Source organism: Corallococcus sp. CA054B, assembly GCF_003611625.1.
Lineage (GTDB): Bacteria > Myxococcota > Myxococcia > Myxococcales > Myxococcaceae > Corallococcus > Corallococcus coralloides.
The window spans coordinates 43,378-64,396 of record NZ_RAVY01000017.1 but is presented as its reverse complement, the minus strand read 5'-3'; the positions used below and the strand labels follow the sequence as shown (position 1 = coordinate 64,396).

Genomic DNA, 21,019 nt, shown 5'->3' with positions numbered 1-21,019 from the left:
AGGCACAAGGGACACCCAAGATGATCCGCTACATCGATGACCTGCAGTTGACCGGCAAGCGCGTCTTCATCCGCGTGGACTTCAACGTCCCGCTGGAGGGGCGCCGCGTCACCGACGACACCCGCATCCGTGAAGCGCTCCCCACCATCCGGCGCGCGCTGGAGATGGGCGGCAAGGTCATCCTGGCGTCCCACCTCGGTCGGCCCAAGGGGGCGGACCCCAAGCTGTCCACGGTGCTCGTCGCGGAGAAGCTGGCGGAGCTCCTGGGCGGCAAGCACGAGGTCATCCACGCGGACGACTGCGTGGGTGACAACGTGAAGAAGCAGGTGAATGACCTGAAGGCGGGGCAGGTGCTCCTCCTGGAGAACCTGCGCTTCCACAAGGAGGAGGAGGCGAACGACGAGGCCTTCTCGCGCGAGCTGGCGGCGCTGGCGGACGTCTACGTCAACGACGCGTTCGGCACGGCGCACCGCGCGCACGCGTCCACGGCCGGCATGGTGCCCTTCGTGAAGGAGAAGGCGGCCGGCTTCCTGATGCGCAAGGAGATCGAGTACCTGGGCGACAAGGTCCTGCGCAATCCGCAGAAGCCCTTCGTGGCCATCCTGGGCGGCTCCAAGGTGAGCGACAAGATCAAGGTGATTGAAAGCCTGCTGCCCAAGGTGGACGCGCTGCTCGTGGGCGGCGCCATGGCGTACACCTTCCTGAAGGCGCAGGGCATCGAAGTGGGCAAGAGCCGGGTGGAGGAGGGCGACAAGCTGGCGCTGGCGGCGAAGCTGCTGGACACGGCCAAGCGCCTGAAGACGCCGCTGGTGCTGCCCATCGACCACATCGTCTGCGCGGACCCGGACGGCAAGGGCCCGGTGCAGGAGACGCCGGATCAGGTGGTGCCCGCGGACCTGATGGGCCTGGACATCGGGCCCAAGACCCGCGCCATGTACACGCAGCGCATCCGCGACGCGAAGACGGTGGTGTGGAACGGGCCCATGGGCCGCTTCGAGGTCGACAAGTTCGCGGAAGGCACGCGCTCGGTGGCCGCGGCGATGTCCATCAACAAGGACGCCGTCACGGTGATTGGCGGCGGCGACAGCGCGGCGGCGGTGGAGCAGATGGGCTACGCGGACAAGATGAGCCACGTGTCCACGGGTGGTGGCGCGTCGCTGGAGTTCCTGGAGGGCCAGCCGCTGCCTGGCATCAAGGCGCTGGAGACGAAGTAGGGCACCCACGCGGTACGCACCGGGGGAGACACCTCGATGGCTCGTCGGAAGATCGTCGCTGGCAACTGGAAGATGAACAAGACGGTGCCGGAAGCGCTCGCGCTGGTGCGGGAGCTTCGCGGAGCGGTGGCGGCAATGGGCGACAAGGTGGAGGTGGCCATCGCGCCCCCGTTCGTCGCGTTGCAGCCCCTGCACGTCGCGCTGGAGGGGGCGCCCCTCCAGCTGGCGGCGCAGAACTGCCACTGGGAGTCCTCGGGCGCCTTCACGGGTGAAATCAGCGCGCCGATGCTGGCGGAGCTGGGGTGTGCCTACGTCATCGTGGGGCACTCGGAGCGCCGGCAGTTCTTCGGTGAGACGGACGCCACGGTGAACAATCGGGCCAAGGCGGTGAAGGCCGCCGGGATGACGCCCATCGTGTGCGTGGGCGAGACGCTGGCCGAGCGCGAGTCGAACCAGACTCTGACGGTGGTGGAGCGCCAGGTGCGGGGCGCGCTGGAGGGCTTCTCCGGGGCGGACGTGGCGACGTTCGTGCTGGCGTACGAGCCGGTCTGGGCGATTGGGACGGGCCGGACGGCGACGACGGCGCAGGCGCAGGAGGTCCACGCGGCGATCCGGGGCCTGCTGACCCGGATGTACGACGAGGGGACGGCCGAGCGGGTCCGGATCCAGTACGGCGGCAGCGTGAAGCCGGACAACGCGGCGGAATTGCTGGGTCAGCCGGACGTGGATGGGGCGCTCGTGGGGGGAGCGAGCCTCAAGGCGGCGGACTTCGTGGCCATCGTGAAGGCGGCTGGCTGAAGCCGTCATCCCCGTTAGAAGTTGTCACCCGTTGACCACTTTGTGTAGGTTGCGCCCTCTTTTCACGGAGCGTTTGGAACACCCATGCTGACCTTCTTCACGATCGTGCACGTCCTGCTCTGCGTGTTCATGATCTTCGTCATCTTGCTGCAGCCGGGGAAGGACGCCGGCATGGGTTCCGCCCTCGGTGGCGGCGCCGCGACGAGTGCCTTCGGTGGGCGCGGCGCGGTGACCTTCTTGAGCAAGCTGACGGGCGTCTGCGCCGGCTTGTTCTTCCTGACCTCGCTGGGCCTGTCGTTCGTGGGCCTGCGCGGTTCGGTGGCCGCGGGCGGTTCCGTGGCAACGCCGCCGGCGAAGACGGCCCCGGCGACCCCGGGAGCCACGACGCCGGCTCCTGCTGCGCCGGGAGCGGTGGAGCAGGAGCGTTCCGCGACGCCGCCGGCGGAGGGCCAGCAGGCTCCCGCGCCGACGACGCCGGCTCCGGCGCCCGCGCAGTAGCTGTCAGGAAGCATCGGATTCACGCGACCGTTGAAATGGTTGTTGCGTGAATCCACGGGGTCCGGTAGATGGACCCCGCCGAAACGCCCAGGTGGTGGAACTGGTAGACACACCATCTTGAGGGGGTGGCGCCGAAAGGTGTGCGGGTTCGAATCCCGCCCTGGGCACTCCGAACAAGAGCCTCCGAGTCGAAAGACTCGGGGGCTTTTGTCGTTTTGGGGGCTTGGCTTCCTGCCTATGTGTCCCTGGGGCGCACGTTGAAGGCCCGTACCGCGTCCGCCTTCAAGTCCGAGCTGCGGTGGGCGTGTAGCGCAGTCATCTCGATGGTCGCGTGCCACATCAGTTCCTGGACGGCCTTGAGAGGCACTCCGCGCATAGCGAGGTGGCTGGCGAAGGTTGTGGCGCAGCGTGTGACACCCAATGGGGCGGATGCCCGCCCGCGTGGCATTGCGGAGGATGGCCTCCGCGCAGGTGTGCTGTGGGTGGTGGATGAAGCCATCGTCCCGCAAGGGGAACACCCACGGCGAGTCGATGCGCCGCGGGTACTCCCGGAGGACCTTTCCACCTTGGGCACCGCGTTGAGTCGCCGAACTCCTGGGCGAGGGCCAGGTGCTTGCGCAGGGGCGTCAGCAGGTTGTTGACGCACTTCTTGGCGAGCCCCGCCTTCACCTTCTGCGCCTTGAACGCCTCGATTCATGCGGTGTCGATCTGGTCCAGCTTCAGGTGGCCGAAGGCGGGGACCAAGTGCTTGCGCAGGATGTCCACCTTGCTCTTCGCGGTGGAGACCTTGTTGTTCGTGCGTGCTTGAGGAACTATTCCTGGCACTACTCCAGGGTCGTGGGCCGAGCAGCGTGCGGCGTGGGCGGGCGTTGTCCACGCAGGTAGGACGGTCCTCCCCACATCCGACCTTTCCGATTCTAGTCGGGTCTTGTTGGCAGATTTCGGCCCAGATAGCTTGCTCGCCTAGCCGAGGTCCATCCACAGCCGGAGCTGCGTCGATGACAAGCGAGCCGTGGGTCTCCGTCGAGGACGTCGCGAAGCACCTGGGCGTGGCGAAGGACTCCGTCTACCGCTAGATCGAAACACGCAGCCAGCTCACGAGATCGGCCGCCTCTGGAAGTTCAAGCTGTCCGAGGTCGACGAGTGGGCCCGCGCGGGTGGCGCCGGACACGAAGGGCTTGAGCAAGACAAGGAACGTCGCTGATGGCTATCAAGAAGTCTGACCTCTACTCCTCGATCTGGGCGTCGTGCGACGAGCTCCGTGGCGGCATGGATGCTAGCCAGTACAAGGACTACGTCCTGTTCATGCTGTTCATCAAGTACATCACGGACAAGTACGGGAACAGCACCGATTTCGCCCCGCCCGTGACCATCCCGATGGGCGCGAGCTTCAAGGACATGATCGCCCTCAAGGGCAACAGCGACATCGGCAACAAGATCAACACCCAGATCATCCAGCCGCTCATCGACGCCAACGCCCGTCTGGCCCGCAGCGACTTCCCCGACTTCAACGACCCGAACAAGCTCGGCGAAGGCCCGGCGATGGTCGCTCGCCTGACCAACCTGATCGGCATCTTCCAGAAGCCTGAGCTCGACTTCTCGCAGAACCGCGCCGACCACGACGACCTGCTCGGCGACGCCTACGAATACCTCATGCGCCACTTCGCAACCGAGAGTGGCAAGAGCAAGGGCCAGTTCTACACGCCGTCCGAGGTCAGCCGCGTCATCGCCAAGGTGATCGGCATCTCGAAGGCGAACACCAAGGCCTCGACGACCGCCTACGATCCGACCTGCGGTTCGGGCTCGCTGCTCCTGAAGGTCGCGGCCGAGGCAGGCAAGCACATCACGCTGGAGGGGCAGGAGAAGGACGTCACCACGGCGGGCTTGGCCCGCATGAACATGATCCTTCACGACTTCCCGACCGCGAACATCCTCTCGGGGAACACGCTGGCCGCACCGAAGTTCAAGGACGACAAGCAACTCCGGACCTACGACTACGTCGTCGCCAATCCGCCGTTCTCCGACAAGACGTGGACCACCGGACTCACACCATCGAACGACCCCTTCCAGCGCTTCTTGTGGGGAGAGCCGCCCGCCAAGCAGGGCGACTACGCCTACCTGCTCCACATCGTCCGCTCGATGAAGAGCGCGGGCAAGGCGGCCTGCATCTTGCCCCACGGCGTCTTGTTCCGCGGCAACGCCGAGGCTGTCATTCGCGAGAAGCTCGTTCGCTCGGGCTACCTGAAGGGCATCATCGGTCTGCCCGCCAACCTATTCTACGGAACGGGCATCCCCGCATGCATCATCGTGCTCGACAAGGAGAACGCTGCGGGCCGCAAGGGCATTTTCATGATCGACGCCGCCAAGGGCTTCACCAAGGACGGCCCGAAGAACCGCCTTCGCGAGCAAGACATTCACCGCATCGTCGATACCTTCGTGAAGCAGGTCGATGTGCCTCGCTATGCACGCATGGTGCCGATCGACGAGATCGCCGACGCGAAGAACGACTTCAACCTGAACCTGCCGCGCTACATCGACAGCAGTGAGCCCGAAGATCTGCACAACATCGACGCCCACCTGCGCGGCGGCATCCCCGAACGAGATCTCGACTCACTCGAGGCGTACTGGAAGGTGCTGCCCAGCGTGCGCGGCCTGCTGTTCGAGTCCGCCGGGCGCCCGGGCTACGCGCGATTGAAAGTACCGCTTGCCGGCGTGAAGGCCTCGATTTTTGGCCACGCCGAGTTCGCCGCGTTCCAGCACCGGGCGACGAAGACCTTTGCCGACTGGCGCAAGACGGCGAGGTTGAAGCTCATCGAGTTCGGCAAGGGCGGGCACCCGAAGGCGCTGATCGAGAACGTCGCCGAGGAGCTGCTCACCACGTTTCGTTCGGTGCCGTTGCTCGACGCCTACGACGTCTACCAGCACCTGATGAGCTACTGGGCCGAGGCGATGCAGGACGACTGTTACCTGCTCGCCGCCGACGGCTGGGTGGCGGTTCCTGGGCGGATTGTCGAGACCGACAAGAAGGGCAAGAAGAAGGACAAAGGCTGGGCGTGCGACGTTGTTCCCAAGGCCCTCATCGTGACTAGCTACTTTGCGAGGGAGCAGGCTGCTCTCGACGCCAAGCAGGCCGAGCTCGAGGCCACTGAGTCGGCGATCGCCGCTCTGGAGGAAGAGCACGGCGGCGAGGAGGGCTTCCTCGGTGCGCTCGACAAGATTGCCAAGGCGGAGATCAACGCGCGGCTCAAGGAGATCAAGGGAGACAAGGACGCCAAGGAGGAGCGCGGGGTGCTCGAACAGTGGCTCCAGCTCACGGAGAGCGCGGCGTCGCTCAGGCGCGCGGTGAAGGAGCAGGACGCCGCCCTCGACGCGCTGGCGCTCGGCAAGTACCCCAAGCTCACTCAGGCGGACATCAAGACGTTGGTCATCGACGACAAGTGGATGGCCCAGTTGTCGGCTGCTGTGCAGGGCGAGCTTGACCGCGTCTCGCAGTCGCTCGCTGCCCGCGTGCGCGAGCTGGCCGAACGCTATGTCACGCCACTGCCGAATCTCGCCGACGACGTGGCGGACCTCACGAAGCGCGTTGAAGCTCATCTCAAGAACATGGGGGCGTCGTGGGCTTGAAGCCTGGATACAAGCAAACCGAAGCGGGGCCCCTTCCGAAGGATTGGGACGCAACGCGACTTGGTGCCTTCGTGAAGATCACCAGTGGAGCCAGTCCGTCACTGTTTCGCTTCTCCGGAAGCGGCATCCCCTACTTCAAAGTCGAGCAACTGAGTAATTCAGAGAAGTACCTCAGCGCCACCGATACCCCGTACCAGTTCGAGCGCGGAGACACAGTTCCGGCCAACAGCGTCGTCTTCGCCAAGAGGGGAGCAGCAATTGCGCTGAATAAAGTTCGGATCCTCAAAGAAGAATCGTTCATGGACACGAACTTGATGGCGTTGACGCCGCAGGGCGGCCTTGACTGCGAGTACCTCTACTACGCACTTGCCCACATCGGACTGTGGCGGTTCGCAGACACGACGTCAGTTCCTCAGATCAACAACAAGCACGTCAAGCCGCTGCCGTTCCCGTTGCCGTGTCCTGACGAGCAGAAGGCAATCGCAGGCGCGCTCGCAGACGTCGACGCCCTGCTCGAGGGGCTCGACCGGCTCATCGGCAAGAAGCGCGACATCAAGCAGGCCGCGATGCAGCAACTCTTGACCGGCCAGACCCGGCTGCCGGGTTTCAGCGGCGAGTGGAAGTTCGTGCGACTTGGCGACCACGTCACGTTCCTGCGAAACGGAGTGAATTCGCGCGCCGAGTTGCTGCCCGAAGGCAGCGTTCGCTACCTGCACTATGGGGACATTCACGCCTCTGGCGCCACCCATATAGCGGCACGTGACCTTCCCTTCCTTCCATCCGCCAAGGCTTCGCGACTCGACCGACTGCGAGATGGCGACCTCATTTTTGCCGATGCGTCCGAGGATCTTGAAGGCGTAAGCAAGTCGGTTGAACTGAGAGACATCGGCGACCCGGTTGAAGTTGTTTCTGGCCTGCACACGATCGCGGCCAGATTTGACAAGGCGGTTTTGGCGGATGGCTTCAAGGGGTTCCTTCAGTACATCCCTATGTTCGCGGCCCACCTTCGACGTCTCGCTGCCGGAACGAAGGTGTACGCCACGAATCGTGCGCACGTCGCGAGCGCAGAAATTCCTCTGCCTTCGACCAACGAGCAGCGTGCGATCGCGAAGGTCCTTTCCGACATGGATGCGGAGCTCGCCGCGCTGGACGCACGACGGGACAAGACCCGGAACCTGAAGCAAGCGATGATGCAGGAGTTGCTGACCGGCAAGACGCGGCTCGTCCCCACAGGAGGCGCCCGTGTCTAAGAAGCCCCGCTCCGAGCGCAAGACCCAGGATCGAGTCATCGCGCTGTTCACAGACGACAAGCGCGAGGGCAACCTCGGCTACTACTTCCTCGGCAACCTCTCGAAGGAAGAGAAGAACCGCTGCGTGCGGCCCGAGCTGGAGCTGAACCTTGAGCGGCGCGGCTACTCGGCGGCACACATTACGCGCGCCATCGAAGAGCTGCACAAGGCCATCGACTCGACGGGCACCACGCTCTACGCCGCCAACCTCCGCACGTATCAGCTCCTGCGCTACGGTGTGCAGGTCAAGGTAAGCGAAGCGCGGCCGCACGAGACCGTGCACCTCATCGACTGGGAGCATCCCGAGGAGAACGACTTCTTCTTGGCGGAGGAGGTCACACTCAAGGGCGGGCACGAGCGGCGCCCCGACCTGGTCCTGTACATTAACGGCCTCGCCATCGCGGTGATCGAGCTGAAGCGCAGCTCGGTGGAGAGCGCCGACGGCGTGCGGCAGCTCATCACAAACCAGGAAGAGATCTTCAACAAAGCCTTCTTCAGCACGGTGCAGCTCGTGCTCGCGGGCAGCGACTCGCAGGGCCTGCGCTATGGCACGACGGGGACCCCGGAGCAGTTCTTTGTCGAGTGGAAGGACGAGGCGCCAAAGGCCACGCAGCCCGCCGAAGGCGCACTGCTCGACCGGCCGCTCGCGCAGCTGTGCAACAAGACTCGGCTGCTCGACCTCCTTCGTAACTTCATCATCTTCGACGGCGGCCAGAAGAAGGTACCGAGGCAGCACCAATACTTCGGCGTGAAGGCGACGCAGGAGCGCATCGGCAAGCGCGAGGGTGGCGTCATCTGGCACACCCAAGGCAGCGGTAAGAGCATCTTGATGGTGCTCATTGCCAAGTGGCTGCTGGAGCACGACCCCGAGGCGCGCATCCTCATCATCACCGACCGCGACGAGCTCGACAAGCAGATCGAAGGGGTGATGAAGAACGCGGGCGTCATCGCCCTGGAGTCCGTTTCGCCGCGCATCGCCTCGCGCGCGGAGTTCGTCGAGAAGCTCGGGGCCGCGACGCCGCGCCTCCTGTGCGCGCTCATCCACAAGTTCGACGTCTCCGACCTGAAGGGCGAGCCGCCGCCCGTGAAGGGACGCTTCTACGTCTTCGTCGACGAGTGCCACCGCACGCAGGGCGGCGACATGAACAAGCAGATGCAGCGCTGGCTCGAGAGCGCCATCTTCATCGGCTTCACGGGCACGCCGCTGCTCCGCAAAGACAAGGTGATGACGCGCGACGTGTTCGGCACGTACATCCACACGTACAAGTTCCACCAGGCCGTCGCCGACAAGGTGGTGCTCGACCTGAAGTACGAGGCGCGCGACGTGCCGCAGCGGCTCACGTCGCGGGCGGCCATCGACAAGTGGTTCGAGCAGAAGACCAAGAGCCTCAACAACTTCCAGAGGGCGGTGCTTCGCAAGCGCTGGGCAACGATGGAAGAGCTGATGAGCGCGGGCGAACGCAAGCAGCGCATCATCGCCAACATCATCGAGGACTTCAGCCTCAAGCCGCGCCTGAACAATGATCGCGGTACGGCAATCCTCGTCGCGCCGTCGATCTACGACGCCTGCCACTACTTCCGGCTCTTCCAGAACACGAGCTTCGGCACGTACTGCGGCATCATCACGTCATACGAGCCGAACCACAACGCCATCTCTCGCGAGCCAGCGAACAGCGACGAGCGCTACAAGTTCGACACCTACACGCAGCACGTCCTCAAGAAGGGGCAGACGACGAAGCAGTACGAAGACGAAGTGAAGCGGCGCTTCATCGAGGAGCCCGCGAACATGAAGTTGCTCATCGTCGTCAGCAAGCTGCTCACGGGCTTCGACGCGCCAAGCTGCACGTACATCTACCTCGACAACGAGCTGCGCGATCACAACCTGTTCCAGGCCATCTGCCGCACCAACCGCCTCGACGGAGAAGACAAGGACTACGGCCACATCGTCGACTTCAAGGAACTCTTCGGCGACGTGCAGCAGGCCATTGCCGTCTACAGCTCCGACGAACTGGACATCGACGACGGTGGCGACGCAGAGAACAATGTCCACCTCAAGAACTGGCTCGAAGAGGGGAAGAAGAAGCTCGACGAGGCACGTGAGGCGCTGCGCTACCTGTGCGAGCCGGTCGCGAATCCACGCGAGGTGGAGCAGTTCCTTCACTACTTCTGCGGCGACGCCGCGAACCCGAACGCGCTGAATGAGACCGAGCCGCTGCGTATCTCGTTCTACAAGGCGGTGGCCGTCTTCGTTCGCGCCTTCGCGGCCGTCGCGCAGGACCTCGCAGCGGCCGGCTACTCCGACGCGGAAGCGGCCACCTTGCAGAAGGAGGTAGAGCTCTACGGAGACCTCCGCGCCGCCATCAAGAAGCACTCCGGCGAGGAGCTCGACATCAAGCCCTACGAGGCGGACATGCGCCACCTCATCAACACGTACATCCAAGCCGATCCTGCCGCCGAACTCGGTGAGCTGGGTGAGATGTCGCTGACCGAGCTGATCATTGAGACTGGCATACACGACGCCATCGCCAAGAAGCTGAACGAGAAGGGCAAGCTCTCGAAGAACGCGATCGCCGAGGGCATCATCAACAACGTCCGCAAGACGATCATCCGCGACCAGCTCACCGATCCCAGGTTCTACGAGCAGATGTCGAAGCTACTCGATGACCTCATCAAGCAGAGCCGCGCCGACGCGGCGGCCTACGAGGAGTTCCTGCGCAAGTCAGAGGCGCTCGTGAAGCGGCTCGCGGCGAGGCAGCCCGAGGCGGGCATCCCTGCTGCGCTGCACGGCAAGCACGAGGCCTCGGTGTTGTTCAACAACCTGGGGAGCATCGCGGCGACGAACTTCAAGTGCCCGACGAGCGACGATGAGAAGGCTGCGCTTGCCTTGCAGATCGATGTCGTCGTGCGCGAGCGTGCCCCGGCCGGATGGAAAGGCGATCAGGCGCGCGAGGCGCAGGTCTTGAACGCGCTGTTTCCGCTCCTTGACCGAGACAGGACGGCGACCCAGGCCCTCTTCGAGATCATCAAGAACCAGCCGGGGTACTGAGGATGCTGATGGCCGAGACGCTCCAAATTGGCGAGATCGCCATCGAGATGACCCGGAAGGACGTCAAGCACGTTCACCTCTCGGTGCATCCGCCGGCGGGCCGAGTCAGTCTGGTCGCGCCGAGGGCCACTCGTGTCGAGGTCGCGCACGCCTACGCGATTTCGAAGCTGGGGTGGATCAGGGAGCAACGAGCAAGGCTGCAGGCCCAGGCGCGAGAGACGCCGCGACGCTTCGTCGAACGCGAGAGTCACTACGTCTGGGGGCGGCGTTATCTGCTGACGCTCGTCGAGGCCGACGAGAAGCCCGGCGTTCGTCTCGGCCACCGCAGGATCACGCTTCGCGTGCGGCCGGGCACAAGCGCGGCGAAGCGCGCGGACATCATCCACGACTGGCACAAGACGTTGCTCCACGAGGTGGTGCCGCCCCTCATAGCGAAGTGGGAGGCGAAGCTCGGGGTCAGCGTCACCGGCTACTACCTCCAGCGCATGAAGACGAAGTGGGGAGGTTGCAACCATCGGGTGGGCAATATTCGGCTCAACACCGAACTGGTTAAGAAGCCCAAGGACCTCGTGGAGTACGTGGTCGTCCACGAGTTGCTGCACCTGATCGAACCGACCCATAGCGAGCGCTTCATCGGCCTCTTAGACAAGCATTACCCCTCGTGGAGAGAGGCACGCGCGGAGCTCAACGCCTTGCCGCTCGCCGCGGAGAATTGGCGCGAGTAGCTGGTGATCGGCGGGGAGGCGTCTGCTTGGGAGAGCACTCCGGCCTCCAAAAAGAACCACGCCTCGATGCGTAAGCTGGCGCTCGTGCCCGCCGTCCCTCAGGAGCCGAAGCATAGGCCAGGACCAGCGCGATCTGAGTCTGCGCTGTTCCCGGAGAACGACAGTATGCTACGGCCGAGGGTCCTCGCCTTCGTGGGCATGGAGGTGGACAATGCGCGCTGACGTCCTGCTGCTTGCCCTTGCCGCGTTGGTGACAGGTTGCGTCTCAGTGTCGCCCACGCCTCGTCCAGGCGCGAGCTTGAGCTACACGGAGCGCCCAGCCCCCGCGTCACAGTGGGCGCAGGAGCCGCGTGAGGAGGAGCCTCCCATTCGGGCCTCATCGCGGACCGCCCTTTCCACTTCCAGGGAGCGAGATCGGATGGCGGGCCACCGGAACGTCCGCGAGGAAGCGGCGGGCGAAGGCTCGCGAGCAATGGCAGGGGCCGTGGGCGGCAGCCTTGCTCGCCGGGACACGAAGCAAGATGCGTGGGAGAAGCTCCTCGTGGACGCAGGACTGGAGACCCTGGACGCGCGGCCCCTGGCCGTTGGCGGGCTGACACCCACGCAGGCCGCGCGGCTGCTGGGGCAACTGATGCAGAAACCCGTGACGCTGGGCAACTTCCCTCCGCGAATGGCGGCGGGTTTCCTGCTGCGGGAAGTGCTGGAGGGCGGCGAGGTTTCGCGGGAGGAGCTGCTGCGCCGGGTGGAGCGCTTCTCCCGGGAGCAGGTGGCCGTCCTCCGGCCGGATGGCTATCTCGCGTGGGCCCTCAATGGAAACACGCAGCAGAAGGTGGCGCCGGTCGAATGGAAGGACGGAGCGTTTCGCGCGCACGGCTTCGAACTGGGGCGCTTTTACAGCGGCAAGGGCGGTGTCTTCCGGCAAGTCGATGCCCAGCTCCAGGCTTCGGACTGGCGGCCCCTGGCCGAGGTGTACAGCGACGCGGATGTCATCAGTCGCTCGCTGGATGGGGCACAGGATGCCTTCGTGGATTTGTACCACGCACTGGGGCAGGCCCTCTCCCGCCCCGTGGACAGCATGAAGGCGCTGAGCCACCTGCCGGCCGGTATCGCGGCCCTCATCGCGTCGTCGCCCGCGTACTGGGAGCGCTTTCGGTACATGACTCGGGGCGAGCAGATCCGCGAGGTGGCGCGGCTTGCGACGAGCTTCATCGCGACCTGGGGCGCAGCGTCGGCCACGACGCGGACGTTGACGGGCTTGTCTGCCGGCGTCGAAGCCACGGTGCCGGTGCTCTCGCTTTCAGTGGAGGGGGCGCTGGTCGTCGAGCGCGTCGCGGTGCCGGTGGGGCGCGCGGCGTCGGTGTTGAGTGGAGGGCCCGGGGCGGCCATCATCCTTCATCGGACCGGCGCGGCTTCGGGTCAACCCTCGGCCCCAGAGGAGCAAGGCCCTGGGCGGTGGGGGAGTGCCAGCGAAAGCATGAGCGAGGCATCTCGCAAGTACCAGGCCCAGGTCACCGGGGCACCGGCAGGAAAGGTCTACACGGTCCACGAGGTAAAGTTCGACGGCTTCAAGATGGGGGTGCTCCTTGAAACAAAGGGGCCGGGCTATGCCAGGTTCCTCAAGGATGGGAGTTTCAGAACCTGGTTCCGAGGCGCTGACGGAATGCTTGAGCAAGCAAAGAGACAATTCAAGGCGGCCAAGGGCACTCCGATTCATTGGCATTTCGCGGAACGCGAAGTTGCTGACGCCGTGAGAGACCTGTTCAGGAACGAAGGGCTTGGCACAATCAAGGTTGTCTTCACCCCGCCGTCTCCGTAGGCAACAGGCTCGATGAGCGAGAAATATTACGTAGGGGCGTACTGGCCGGGGCGGGTTGAGTCGGTCGAGTCATACGCTCGACGTGCCGAAGTCTTCTTCCGCCTCCTAGGGCCTGCCGAACCTACGTTCAGCCGATGGTTCGAGAAAGCAGGGTCTCGTGCCGCTGCGCTCAAGCACCCACTTGTGCCGAATGAGGAGTCGCTCCTCAAGCTCTTCGGGAAGAAGTACCGGAATGATGAGGCTGGCGTTTCTTTCTCTGCATGGAACGGAGAGCCTGATGGTGCAAGCACTGGCGTCAGGCTCGCCTGTGGATCCACCTCGAAACTCCTGGGGGATCTTTGCGTGATGGACCTTCCGACAGGAGGTGAAGCCAGAGAGCGTATTCTCACCGCGTCCGTCCTGTCGCAGGCGCTTCGTGCAGCGGCTTTGGCTTGGGACCCTGAATGGGGTATCGCCACGTCTACGGCGCATCGAGACAGGGTGTCGGAGTTCGCGGTGCCGGGCACGTTCGTGGGCTGGGTCACGTACCTGTCTCGTCGTTTGGGTCCGGTGCCCCCGCTTCCCGCTCCAGTGCAGATCGAATTGATCGGGGACAAAGGAACGCTGATCGTCATGTGCCCTGAGCGCTTCACGGTAAGCAACCCGGAGCACCTCGCGCTCGCCGAGCAGGTACAAGACCAGCTCAACCGGGCGGGACTGTTGAAGCCGATTCAGCCCCAAGGCTAGTACACCGGCACAGATTCGATGTGCCGGCTCGCGAGTCCGGGAACTCGCAGCCCGGAAGATTCGCCCAGCCCTGCACCTCGCCTCGGGAGAATGTCGGCCCGGAGGCGGCGATACCGTAGTGGGACGTGGCCTTGGGGGGCGCCCTTCGACCTGACTCGACGTGCTTCGCCGCTTGCCCGCGCAAGGGCCTGATTTTACTGGCGTACCTTGACGTGATCTGCTGGCTTCGAGTCCAAGCGACTCGGGGGCTCTTGTCGTTTCTGGCTCAAGCATCATCGTGACGCGCACTGCCCGCTGCTTTGTGACGGCAGAGCCTGCCGGTATCGTCCACGGCGGATGAAGCAGCCATGAGTGATTCACCTCGCCCCGTCTTCCGGCAAGAAGCCCTGGAGCACCATGCCCGACCCGAGGCCCGGGGGGGCCTGCTGCGCCTGATGCCGGGGTGGATCCACGCGACGTGGTGGGTCCTGGTGGGGCTGGTGGTGGTGGGGGGCGTGGGCCTGTCCCTCGTCGAAATCAATGACTACGCACGTGGCCCGGTGCTGGTGCGCGTCAAGGGACTGGAGGAGGTCACCTCCACGGAGGGCGGCCGCGTCAGCCGGGTGCTGGTGCGCCGCGGCGAGCGCGTCCGCGCGGGCCAGCCGCTGGTGGAGCTGTACGCGGGCGGCGAGGTCGCCGAGCGGGAGCGGGTGGATCAGGAGTTCCGCTCACAGCTCGCCGCGTGGCTCCTGGAGCCAGCCAACACGGGTCCACGGCAGGCGCTGGCGGGCCTTCGCGCCCAGCTCGAGCTGAGCGAGGCGCGCATGTCCGAGCGCGTGCTCAAGGCCCCGTGCGATGGCCGTGTCGGCGAGGTGCGCGTGCGCGAACAGCAGTTCCTCCAGCCGGGCGAGGTGGTGGCTTCGCTGGTGCGCGACGGCGCGGAGACGTGGGCGGTGGCGCTCCTGCCCGGCCAGTACCGCCCCCTCCTGCACCCGGGCCAGCCGCTGCGGCTGGAGCTCACCGGCTTCCCTTATTCCTATCAAATGCTGGAGGTGGCCTCCGTCAGCGACGACCTGGTGGGGCCGGCCGAGGTGCGGCGCCTGCTGGGTCCCGGCCTCAAGGACGCCCTCACCGTGACGGACGGCCCGCTGGTGCTGGTGGAGGCGAAGCTGCCCTCCGAGACCTTCAACACGAGCGAGGACACCTACGCCTACTTCACCGGCATGCCCGGCCAGGCCTGGGTGCGGGTCCGCGCGCGCAATGGCTGGGTGACCCTGCTGCCGGTGCTGGAGCTGCTCGGGAAACACCGTGGCTGAGCCCTCTCCTTCGTTCTTCGAGCGCTTTCCCGCGCTGGGCCGCCTGGGTGACCGGCTGGGCCGCCGGCGCATTCCCTACGTGGCGCAGCTCGCGTCCACGGACTGCGGCGCGGCGTGTCTGGCCATGGTGCTGGGCTACTGGGGCCGGCACGTGGGGCTGGACGAAGTGCACGCCGCCACGGGGCTGACCACCCGGGGCATCAGCGCGCGCACGCTGCTGGAGACGGGGCGCCGCTTCGGGCTGGTGAGCCGCGCGGTGCAGGTGGACATGGATCAGCTCCAGCTGCTGACGCCCGGCGCGGTGCTGCACTGGGAGTTCCGCCACTTCGTCGTCTTCGAGCGGCTGGCGCGCCAGGGCGTGGACGTGGTGGACCCGTCCTTCGGCCGGCGCCGCGTGCCGCTGGAGCAGTTCCGCAAGGCCTTCACCGGCGTGGCGCTGCTCTTCGAGCCCTCGGAGACCTTCGAGACGTCCGCGCCCCGCCAGGGGTCGCGCCGCTACCTGCACCTGCTGCTCCAGGAGCGTCCCGCGCTGCTGCGGGTGGCGGTGATGTCGCTGCTCTTGCAGCTCTTCGCGCTCGCCTTGCCCTCGCTGACGGGCGCGGTGGTGGACCGGGTGGTCCCCAGCGGGGACACGCCGCTCCTGGCCACGCTGGCCGCGGGCATGACGGCGCTGGTGGTCTTCCAGTTCCTGTCCTCGTTCGTCCGCGCGCACCTGCTCTTGCAGCTGCGCACGCACCTGGACGCGCGGCTGACGCTCGGCTTCCTGGACCACCTGGTCCATCTGCCCTTCACCTTCTTCCAGCTGCGCTCGGCGGGCGACCTGATGAACCGCCTGAACAGCAACGCCACCGTGCGGGAGATGTTGACGTCGGGCGCGCTCTCCACGCTGCTGGACGGCAGCCTGGTGCTGCTCTACCTGGGCCTGCTTTTGGCCGGCAGTCCCCGGATGGGCGCGCTGGTGTTCGGCCTGGCGCTGCTCCAGGTGCTCGTCTTCGTCTTCGCCAGCCGCCGGCAGCGGGAGCTGATGGCGAAGAACCTGGAGGTCAGCGCGTCCGCGCAGAACTACCAGGTGGAGGTGTTCTCCGGCATCCAGACGCTCAAGGCGCTGGGGCTGGAGGACAAGGCCGTGCAGCACTGGTCCAACCTCTACGTGGACGTGCTCAACGTGTCGCTGGAGCGCGGACGGCTGGAGGCCCTCACCGAGTCCATCACCAGCACGCTGCGCATGGCGTCCCCGCTGGTGGTGATGGGCACCGGGGCCCTGCTCGTCATGGAGGGCCAGCTCACGATGGGGGAGATGCTGGCGCTCAACGCCCTGGCGGCGGGCTTCCTGCTGCCCGTCTCCAACCTGGTGACGACGGCCTTCCAGCTCCAACTGGTGCGCAGCTACCTGACCCGCGTGGACGACGTGCTGCAGGCCCCCCCCGAGCAGCTGCCTGGGACGCGCCACCGCGCCCACACGCTCCAGGGCCGCATCCAGGTGGAGAACGTGTCGTTCCGCTACGGGGTGCACTCGCCGCCGGTGGTGCGGGACGTGTCCCTCACCATCGAGCCGGGCCAGTTCGTGGCCATCGTCGGCGCGTCCGGGGCCGGCAAGTCCAGCCTGGCGCACCTGCTCCTGGGGCTGTACCTGCCCTCGTCCGGCTCCATCCGCTTCGACGGCGTGCCGCTGGCGGAGATGGACCTGAAGGAGGTGCGCCGGCAGATGGGCGTGGTGCTGCAGAACCCGTCGCTGTTCCGCGGGGACATCCGCCGCAACATCGCCTACGCGGACCCGCAGCTCCCGCTGGAAACCGTGCAGGCGGCGGCGAAGCGCGCCCAGGTCCACGACGACATCTCCGCCATGCCCATGGGCTACGAGACGGTGTTGAGCGAGATGGGCTCGTCGCTGTCCGGCGGCCAGCGGCAGCGCATGGCGCTGGCGCGCGCCCTGGTGGGCAACCCCGCCATCCTCCTGCTGGACGAGGCCACCAACGCGCTGGACGCGAAGACGGAGCGCGCGGTGCAGGACGCCATCGCGGAGCTGCGCTGCACCCGCGTGGTGATTGCCCACCGGCTGAGCACCGTGCGCGACGCGGACCTCATCCTGGTCATGAACGGAGGCCAGCTGGTGGAGCGTGGCACGCACGCGGAGCTGATGGAGCGCCGGGGCGAGTACTTCGAGCTGGTGTCCGCCCAGGAAGGCCCTCGGAAAGCGGTGGGCTGAAGAGCATGCGCTTCGCTCCGGACGTCGTCGTGGACCTCACCCCGCTGTCCGAGCACGGGGGGGCGCTGCCCTTCGCGGAGCTGCTCCGGGAGCTGCTGCGGCGGGGCTTCGAGCCCGACGCCTCGCGGCGCCTGCTGGAGGACGCCAACGCGAGGCTGGGGCGCCCCCTGCTGCGCCCCGGGGCCGTGAAGGACGGCGGGCCGCTGGTGGACGACGGGGTGCTGTTCCCGGCGCCCGGCCCCTGGTGGTGGGTGCTCCAGCAGGGCGAGTCGCGCTGGAGCACGCGGCTGGAGCCGGAGGCCGTGCCCGTCGTCGCGGACTTCCTGCGCGCGGTCTCGCGCGCGGACACGCTGGACGAGGTGCGCGAGGCGTGGCCCTTCGATGCGGAGAGCTTCGAGGACGCGCTCTTCCGCGCCACCCCCGCCGAGGCGCCCTGGCCGGAGCCGTCCGGACCGGGCCTCTACCGCCGCGAGCATGCCAGCCTGCTCGTGTGCTCGCGCACGACGTCGGTGCTGGTGGACCCCATTCCCCTCCAGCGTCGGCTGCGGCACATCGGCTCGGTGCCGGGCAACCTGGCTCCGGAGGCCCTGGGCGCGGTGGCCATCACCCACGGCCACGTGGACCACTGGCATGTGCCGTCGCTCCTGGCCCACCTGCCGCGGGACACCCCCGTGCTCGTGCCCCGCGTGCCCCGCGTCAACCTGCTCACCCCGCAGGACTTCTCCCACGTGCTGGAGGCATGCGGGCAGGCCGTCCATGCTCCGGCCTGGGGGGAGTCCCGGCGCGTGGGCGACCTCCGAGTGGACGTGCTGCCCTTCCACGGCGAGCAGCCCGCGCCGGACGGGCCGCCGCTCCCGGAGGGCCTGCGCAGCTGGGGCAACTGCTACCGCTTCGACACCGGGGACTTCTCGTGCCTGGTGCTGGTGGACGCCGGGGATGATCCGGCGGGCCGCATGGCGGAGGTGGTGGCGCGCTCGCGCGAGGCGCACGGGCCGGTGGACGTGGTGCTGGCGTGTCAGCGGGAGTTCCTCGCCCCCTTCTTCGGGGGCCTGAGCCACTACTGGGCCGCGCTGCCCTGGGAGCGGCTGCGCGGGCTCTACGAGGAGCACCAGGCCGGGCGGCTGCGCAGCTCCACGGCCGGCCCCCAGGGCGTGGCGGAGCTGTGCGCGCTCGCCGGGGCGCGCTACTTCCTGCCCTACGCCAACGGCTTCGAGGGCGTGGGCCGCCCCATCACCGATGTGGGGTGGGGCGACGGCGAGCCCTCCGAGGCGGCCTGCAACGCGCAGGTGCGCGAGCATCTGGCGCGGCGTGGCGCCACCACCGAGGTGTTGGACTGGACGCCCGGCGACGTGGCCCGCTTCGAGCGGGGCCGGCTGGTGCTGGAGCGCGGGCCCGGGCGCTGAAGGCCCGGCACCTCAGCGGTGGGTGCCGCGCGTCCTCGTCTCGGCGGGAGGTTGGAGGAACACCTCCGCCAGCAGGCCGCTGGAGAGTCGGGCGCGCAGCGCGTCCGGGACGGTGAGCACGGCCTCCGCCTTCTGGTGCCGCGAGGCCGGGTCCACCTCTGGGGCGAGCCGCTCCACCGTGCCCTCCAGCTCCACGTCCACCGCGGCCAGGCGCACCCGCACGGGGAGGCCGGGGCGCACGGAGGGGGCGAGCGTCTCCGGGACGGCGAAGCGCAGCCGCAGGTCGTCGCTCACCACACGCAAGAGCGGCGTGGCGCGGCTCACGCGCATGTCCGGCGTGAGGTACTGCTCGGTGATGATGCCGGCGAAGGGGGCGCGGATGCGCGCCTGGGCCACGTCGCGCTCGGCCTGGGCCAGCCGCGTCTGCGCCTCCGACAGGCGGGCCTGGGCCAGCGTCAGGTCGGCCTCCGCCAGCGCCACGGCGCTCTCCGCCGCCTCCAGGGCCTCGGCGGCCGAGTGCTCGCGGATGCGCTGCTCACGCTGCAGCTTCTGCTTCGCCTGGGCGAGCAGGAGGGAGGCCCGTGCATGCTCGGCCCCCGCGGCCCGGGCGTTGGCCTGGCGCGCGCTCAACTCCAGCTTCAGCGGCTCCGGGTCCAGCGTGGCCAGCACCTGGCCCGCCTCCACCCGGTCTCCCAGGCGCGCCTTCACCTCGCTCAGCCGTCCTTCCACCTCGGAGACGACGTCCAGCACCTGGCTGGCCACCACGACCCCCAGCAGCGGCCGGGATGCCGCCAGCACCCGTGCCGGCTCCCGCGCCTCTTCGGGGGACGACGCCAGCGCGCCGCCCGGACCCAGGAGCACCACGCCCGTCGTGACCCACGCCCACGCCCTGCCGCTCCTCGTCACGTGCTTCTCCACCCTGCGGTCCTGAAGGTGCGCCGTCCTCGCGGACTGTAGCCCACGGCCCCGCCCGGCACACCTTCCCCCATGGCACGCGGTGCGCGGAGGGGAGGGCAGGGTTGTACGGGCCCGGGAAGCTGGGAAGAATGCGCGGCTTTCGCTCGGCCCCACCGCAAGCGGGGCCCGGGGCCTCCACCCAGGATCGACATCCATGAGCAACGCCTGGAAGCCCGTGCTCTCCGGCCCCACGCGGGCCCGCGCCCTGGAGGCGGCCGAGGCCATCGTCCAGGACCTGGCCCGCGCGCCGCTCGTGAGCAGACCGCCGGACCTCGCGAAGGGAGACGCGGGGCTGGCCCTCTTCTTCGAGTCCGCGGGCCGGGCGCTGGACACCGACCTTCTGGACAAGGTGGGGCAGCACCTGCAGCTCTCCGCGGAAGGGTTCCTCCGGGCCGAGCGGACGAAGGTCGGCCTTCACGGAGGTCTGGCCGGGCTGGGCTGGGTGGCCGCCCGTCTGTCGGCGCGCCACCCCGACCTGGACGTGGAGGAGGTGTGCGGGCCGGTGGACGAGGCGATTGCCCAGGAGCTGGAGCTGCGCCCCTGGCCCCATCCCTGCGACCTGCGCGATGGGCTGGCGGGCCTGGGGCTGTACGCGCTCGAGCGCCCGCCCCACCCATCCACGCCCCGGCTGCTGGAGCGCATGGTGGCCATCCTGGAGGAGACCGCCGAGCCCACCGCGCAGGGCCTCCGCTGGCCCATGCCTCCAAACTCCCTGCGCCTCTATGGCAACCCCCAGGCGTTCCCTCGGGGCGTGTACACGCTGGGCGTGGCACACGGGATGCCGGGCGGGCTGGCCCTCCTGGGCGCGCTCCATGCGCACGGCATCGCGCGGGAGCGCGTGGGAGCGCTGCTCGAGGGCGGCTTCGCGTGGATGGCGAACCTCGCGGGCCCCGGGGAGCGCCCGGGCTTCCCCCACTACCTGCACGGCGACGAGCCCGTCGTGGACGCACGCTTCAGCTGGTGCGTGGGCACGCCCGGCATCACCGCCGTGCTGTGGTGGGCGGCGCGGTCGTGGGGACACTCGGACTGGCAGGCCCGCGCGCTCGCGTGGGCGGAGGCCGTGGCGCGGGAGGGGCTGGAGCGGCCGCCCTACGTGCCCAGGCGCAGCGCGAACCTGTGCTGCGGCACGGCCGGCACGGCGCTGCTGTTCACGCGCCTCTTCCACGCGACGGGGCGCCCCATCTTCGAGGAGGCCGCGGTGCGCTGGTTCGAGCACACGCTGGCGCTGCGCCAGCCCGGGCAGGGCCCCGGAGGCTACTGCTTCCAGCAGGACCCGAAGCGGCCCGACGACAACCTCCAGTTCGGCGCCGCGGGCATCGCGCTCGCGCTGCTGGCGGGTGCCACCGGCCAGGAGCCGGACTGGGACGAGTGCCTCCTCATGTCCCTCCGGCCGCGGCCGCCCGCGAAGACGGAGGCCTGAGC

15 protein-coding genes, 1 tRNA gene and 1 pseudogene are annotated in these 21,019 nt (G+C 67.6%); 15 read left to right on the top strand and 2 right to left on the bottom strand.

Features of this window, described 5'->3' with window-relative positions; translation table 11 throughout:
• Positions 1-20: 20 nt before the first annotated feature.
• The 4 genes from pgk to D7V80_RS06875 all read left to right on the top strand — a co-directional run bounded on the left by pgk (position 21) and on the right by D7V80_RS06875 (position 2,677).
• Positions 21-1,214, top strand: coding sequence for a phosphoglycerate kinase (gene pgk / locus D7V80_RS06890; protein WP_120587400.1), 1,194 nt, complete (start codon positions 21-23; stop codon positions 1,212-1,214).
• A 36-nt stretch (positions 1,215-1,250) separates the two neighbouring features.
• Positions 1,251-2,012: a triose-phosphate isomerase gene (gene tpiA / locus D7V80_RS06885; RefSeq protein ID WP_120587399.1), complete on the top strand. Its 762-nt coding sequence runs from the start codon at positions 1,251-1,253 to the stop codon at positions 2,010-2,012.
• A gap of 84 nt (positions 2,013-2,096) precedes the next feature.
• Entirely contained in the window at positions 2,097-2,510 is a 414-nt protein-coding gene (secG, locus tag D7V80_RS06880) for a preprotein translocase subunit SecG (protein ID WP_120587398.1), read from the top strand.
• Positions 2,511-2,595: 85 nt separating this feature from the next.
• Positions 2,596-2,677, top strand: a tRNA-Leu gene (locus tag D7V80_RS06875).
• Positions 2,678-3,203: 526 nt separating this feature from the next.
• On the opposite strand, the gene D7V80_RS43830 is transcribed toward D7V80_RS06875, so the two are convergent.
• Positions 3,204-3,335, bottom strand: a complete 132-nt coding sequence (locus D7V80_RS43830) for a hypothetical protein (protein ID WP_158616562.1) — start codon at positions 3,333-3,335, stop codon at positions 3,204-3,206.
• Between the two features lie 173 nt (positions 3,336-3,508).
• Between D7V80_RS43830 and D7V80_RS43825 the strand changes: the two are divergent.
• From D7V80_RS43825 to D7V80_RS06820, 10 genes and pseudogenes are all read left to right on the top strand, one after another.
• A pseudogene (locus D7V80_RS43825) lies at positions 3,509-3,714 on the top strand (helix-turn-helix domain-containing protein).
• Positions 3,714-6,134: a class I SAM-dependent DNA methyltransferase gene (locus D7V80_RS06860; protein WP_120587396.1), complete on the top strand. Its 2,421-nt coding sequence runs from the start codon at positions 3,714-3,716 to the stop codon at positions 6,132-6,134. Before D7V80_RS43825 ends, D7V80_RS06860 begins: the two are co-directional and overlap by 1 nt.
• Positions 6,125-7,384, top strand: a complete 1,260-nt coding sequence (locus tag D7V80_RS06855) for a restriction endonuclease subunit S (RefSeq protein ID WP_120587395.1) — start codon at positions 6,125-6,127, stop codon at positions 7,382-7,384. Before D7V80_RS06860 ends, D7V80_RS06855 begins: the two co-directional genes overlap by 10 nt.
• A complete protein-coding gene (locus D7V80_RS06850) occupies positions 7,377-10,469 on the top strand; it encodes a type I restriction endonuclease subunit R (protein ID WP_120587394.1) in 3,093 nt (1,030 codons plus the stop codon). The genes D7V80_RS06855 and D7V80_RS06850 overlap by 8 nt, the downstream gene beginning before the upstream one ends.
• 8 nt (positions 10,470-10,477) lie before the next feature.
• On the top strand, positions 10,478-11,194 hold the full coding sequence (locus D7V80_RS06845; RefSeq protein ID WP_120587408.1) for a M48 family metallopeptidase: 717 nt from the start codon (positions 10,478-10,480) through the stop codon (positions 11,192-11,194).
• Positions 11,195-11,612: 418 nt separating this feature from the next.
• A complete protein-coding gene (locus D7V80_RS43605; RefSeq protein ID WP_233585190.1) occupies positions 11,613-13,010 on the top strand; it encodes a Tox-REase-5 domain-containing protein in 1,398 nt (465 codons plus the stop codon).
• Between the two features lie 12 nt (positions 13,011-13,022).
• Positions 13,023-13,736, top strand: coding sequence for an immunity 52 family protein (locus D7V80_RS06835; protein ID WP_120587392.1), 714 nt, complete (start codon positions 13,023-13,025; stop codon positions 13,734-13,736).
• Between the two features lie 347 nt (positions 13,737-14,083).
• Complete coding sequence (locus tag D7V80_RS06830) at positions 14,084-15,031, top strand: efflux RND transporter periplasmic adaptor subunit (protein ID WP_120587391.1); 948 nt, start codon at positions 14,084-14,086, stop codon at positions 15,029-15,031.
• Positions 15,024-17,237, top strand: a complete 2,214-nt coding sequence (locus tag D7V80_RS06825; protein ID WP_120587390.1) for a peptidase domain-containing ABC transporter — start codon at positions 15,024-15,026, stop codon at positions 17,235-17,237. The genes D7V80_RS06830 and D7V80_RS06825 overlap by 8 nt, the downstream gene beginning before the upstream one ends.
• Positions 17,238-17,242: 5 nt before the next feature.
• Complete coding sequence (locus D7V80_RS06820; RefSeq protein WP_120587389.1) at positions 17,243-18,640, top strand: MBL fold metallo-hydrolase; 1,398 nt, start codon at positions 17,243-17,245, stop codon at positions 18,638-18,640.
• A 12-nt stretch (positions 18,641-18,652) separates the two neighbouring features.
• Here the strand turns inward: D7V80_RS06820 and D7V80_RS06815 are convergent, their stop codons facing one another.
• A complete protein-coding gene (locus D7V80_RS06815) occupies positions 18,653-19,546 on the bottom strand; it encodes an efflux RND transporter periplasmic adaptor subunit (protein WP_120587407.1) in 894 nt (297 codons plus the stop codon).
• 205 nt (positions 19,547-19,751) lie between these two features.
• Here D7V80_RS06815 and D7V80_RS06810 point away from each other — a divergent pair, with 205 nt between their 5' ends.
• On the top strand, positions 19,752-21,017 hold the full coding sequence (locus D7V80_RS06810; protein ID WP_120587388.1) for a lanthionine synthetase C family protein: 1,266 nt from the start codon (positions 19,752-19,754) through the stop codon (positions 21,015-21,017).
• The last annotated feature ends 2 nt before the right edge of the window (positions 21,018-21,019 follow it).

Excerpts from the sequence above, each read along its gene's own strand:
- D7V80_RS06810 (WP_120587388.1), top strand. The coding sequence starts at position 19,752 with ATGAGCAACGCCTGGAAGCCCGTGCTCTCCGGCCCCACGCGGGCCCGC.
- D7V80_RS06860 (WP_120587396.1), top strand. The coding sequence starts at position 3,714 with ATGGCTATCAAGAAGTCTGACCTCTACTCCTCGATCTGGGCGTCGTGC.
- pgk (WP_120587400.1), top strand. The coding sequence starts at position 21 with ATGATCCGCTACATCGATGACCTGCAGTTGACCGGCAAGCGCGTCTTC.
- D7V80_RS43605 (WP_233585190.1), top strand. The coding sequence starts at position 11,613 with ATGGCGGGCCACCGGAACGTCCGCGAGGAAGCGGCGGGCGAAGGCTCG.
- tpiA (WP_120587399.1), top strand. The coding sequence starts at position 1,251 with ATGGCTCGTCGGAAGATCGTCGCTGGCAACTGGAAGATGAACAAGACG.
- secG (WP_120587398.1), top strand. The coding sequence starts at position 2,097 with ATGCTGACCTTCTTCACGATCGTGCACGTCCTGCTCTGCGTGTTCATG.
- D7V80_RS06830 (WP_120587391.1), top strand. The coding sequence starts at position 14,084 with ATGAGTGATTCACCTCGCCCCGTCTTCCGGCAAGAAGCCCTGGAGCAC.
- D7V80_RS06820 (WP_120587389.1), top strand. The coding sequence starts at position 17,243 with ATGCGCTTCGCTCCGGACGTCGTCGTGGACCTCACCCCGCTGTCCGAG.
- D7V80_RS06835 (WP_120587392.1), top strand. The coding sequence starts at position 13,023 with ATGAGCGAGAAATATTACGTAGGGGCGTACTGGCCGGGGCGGGTTGAG.
- D7V80_RS06845 (WP_120587408.1), top strand. The coding sequence starts at position 10,478 with ATGGCCGAGACGCTCCAAATTGGCGAGATCGCCATCGAGATGACCCGG.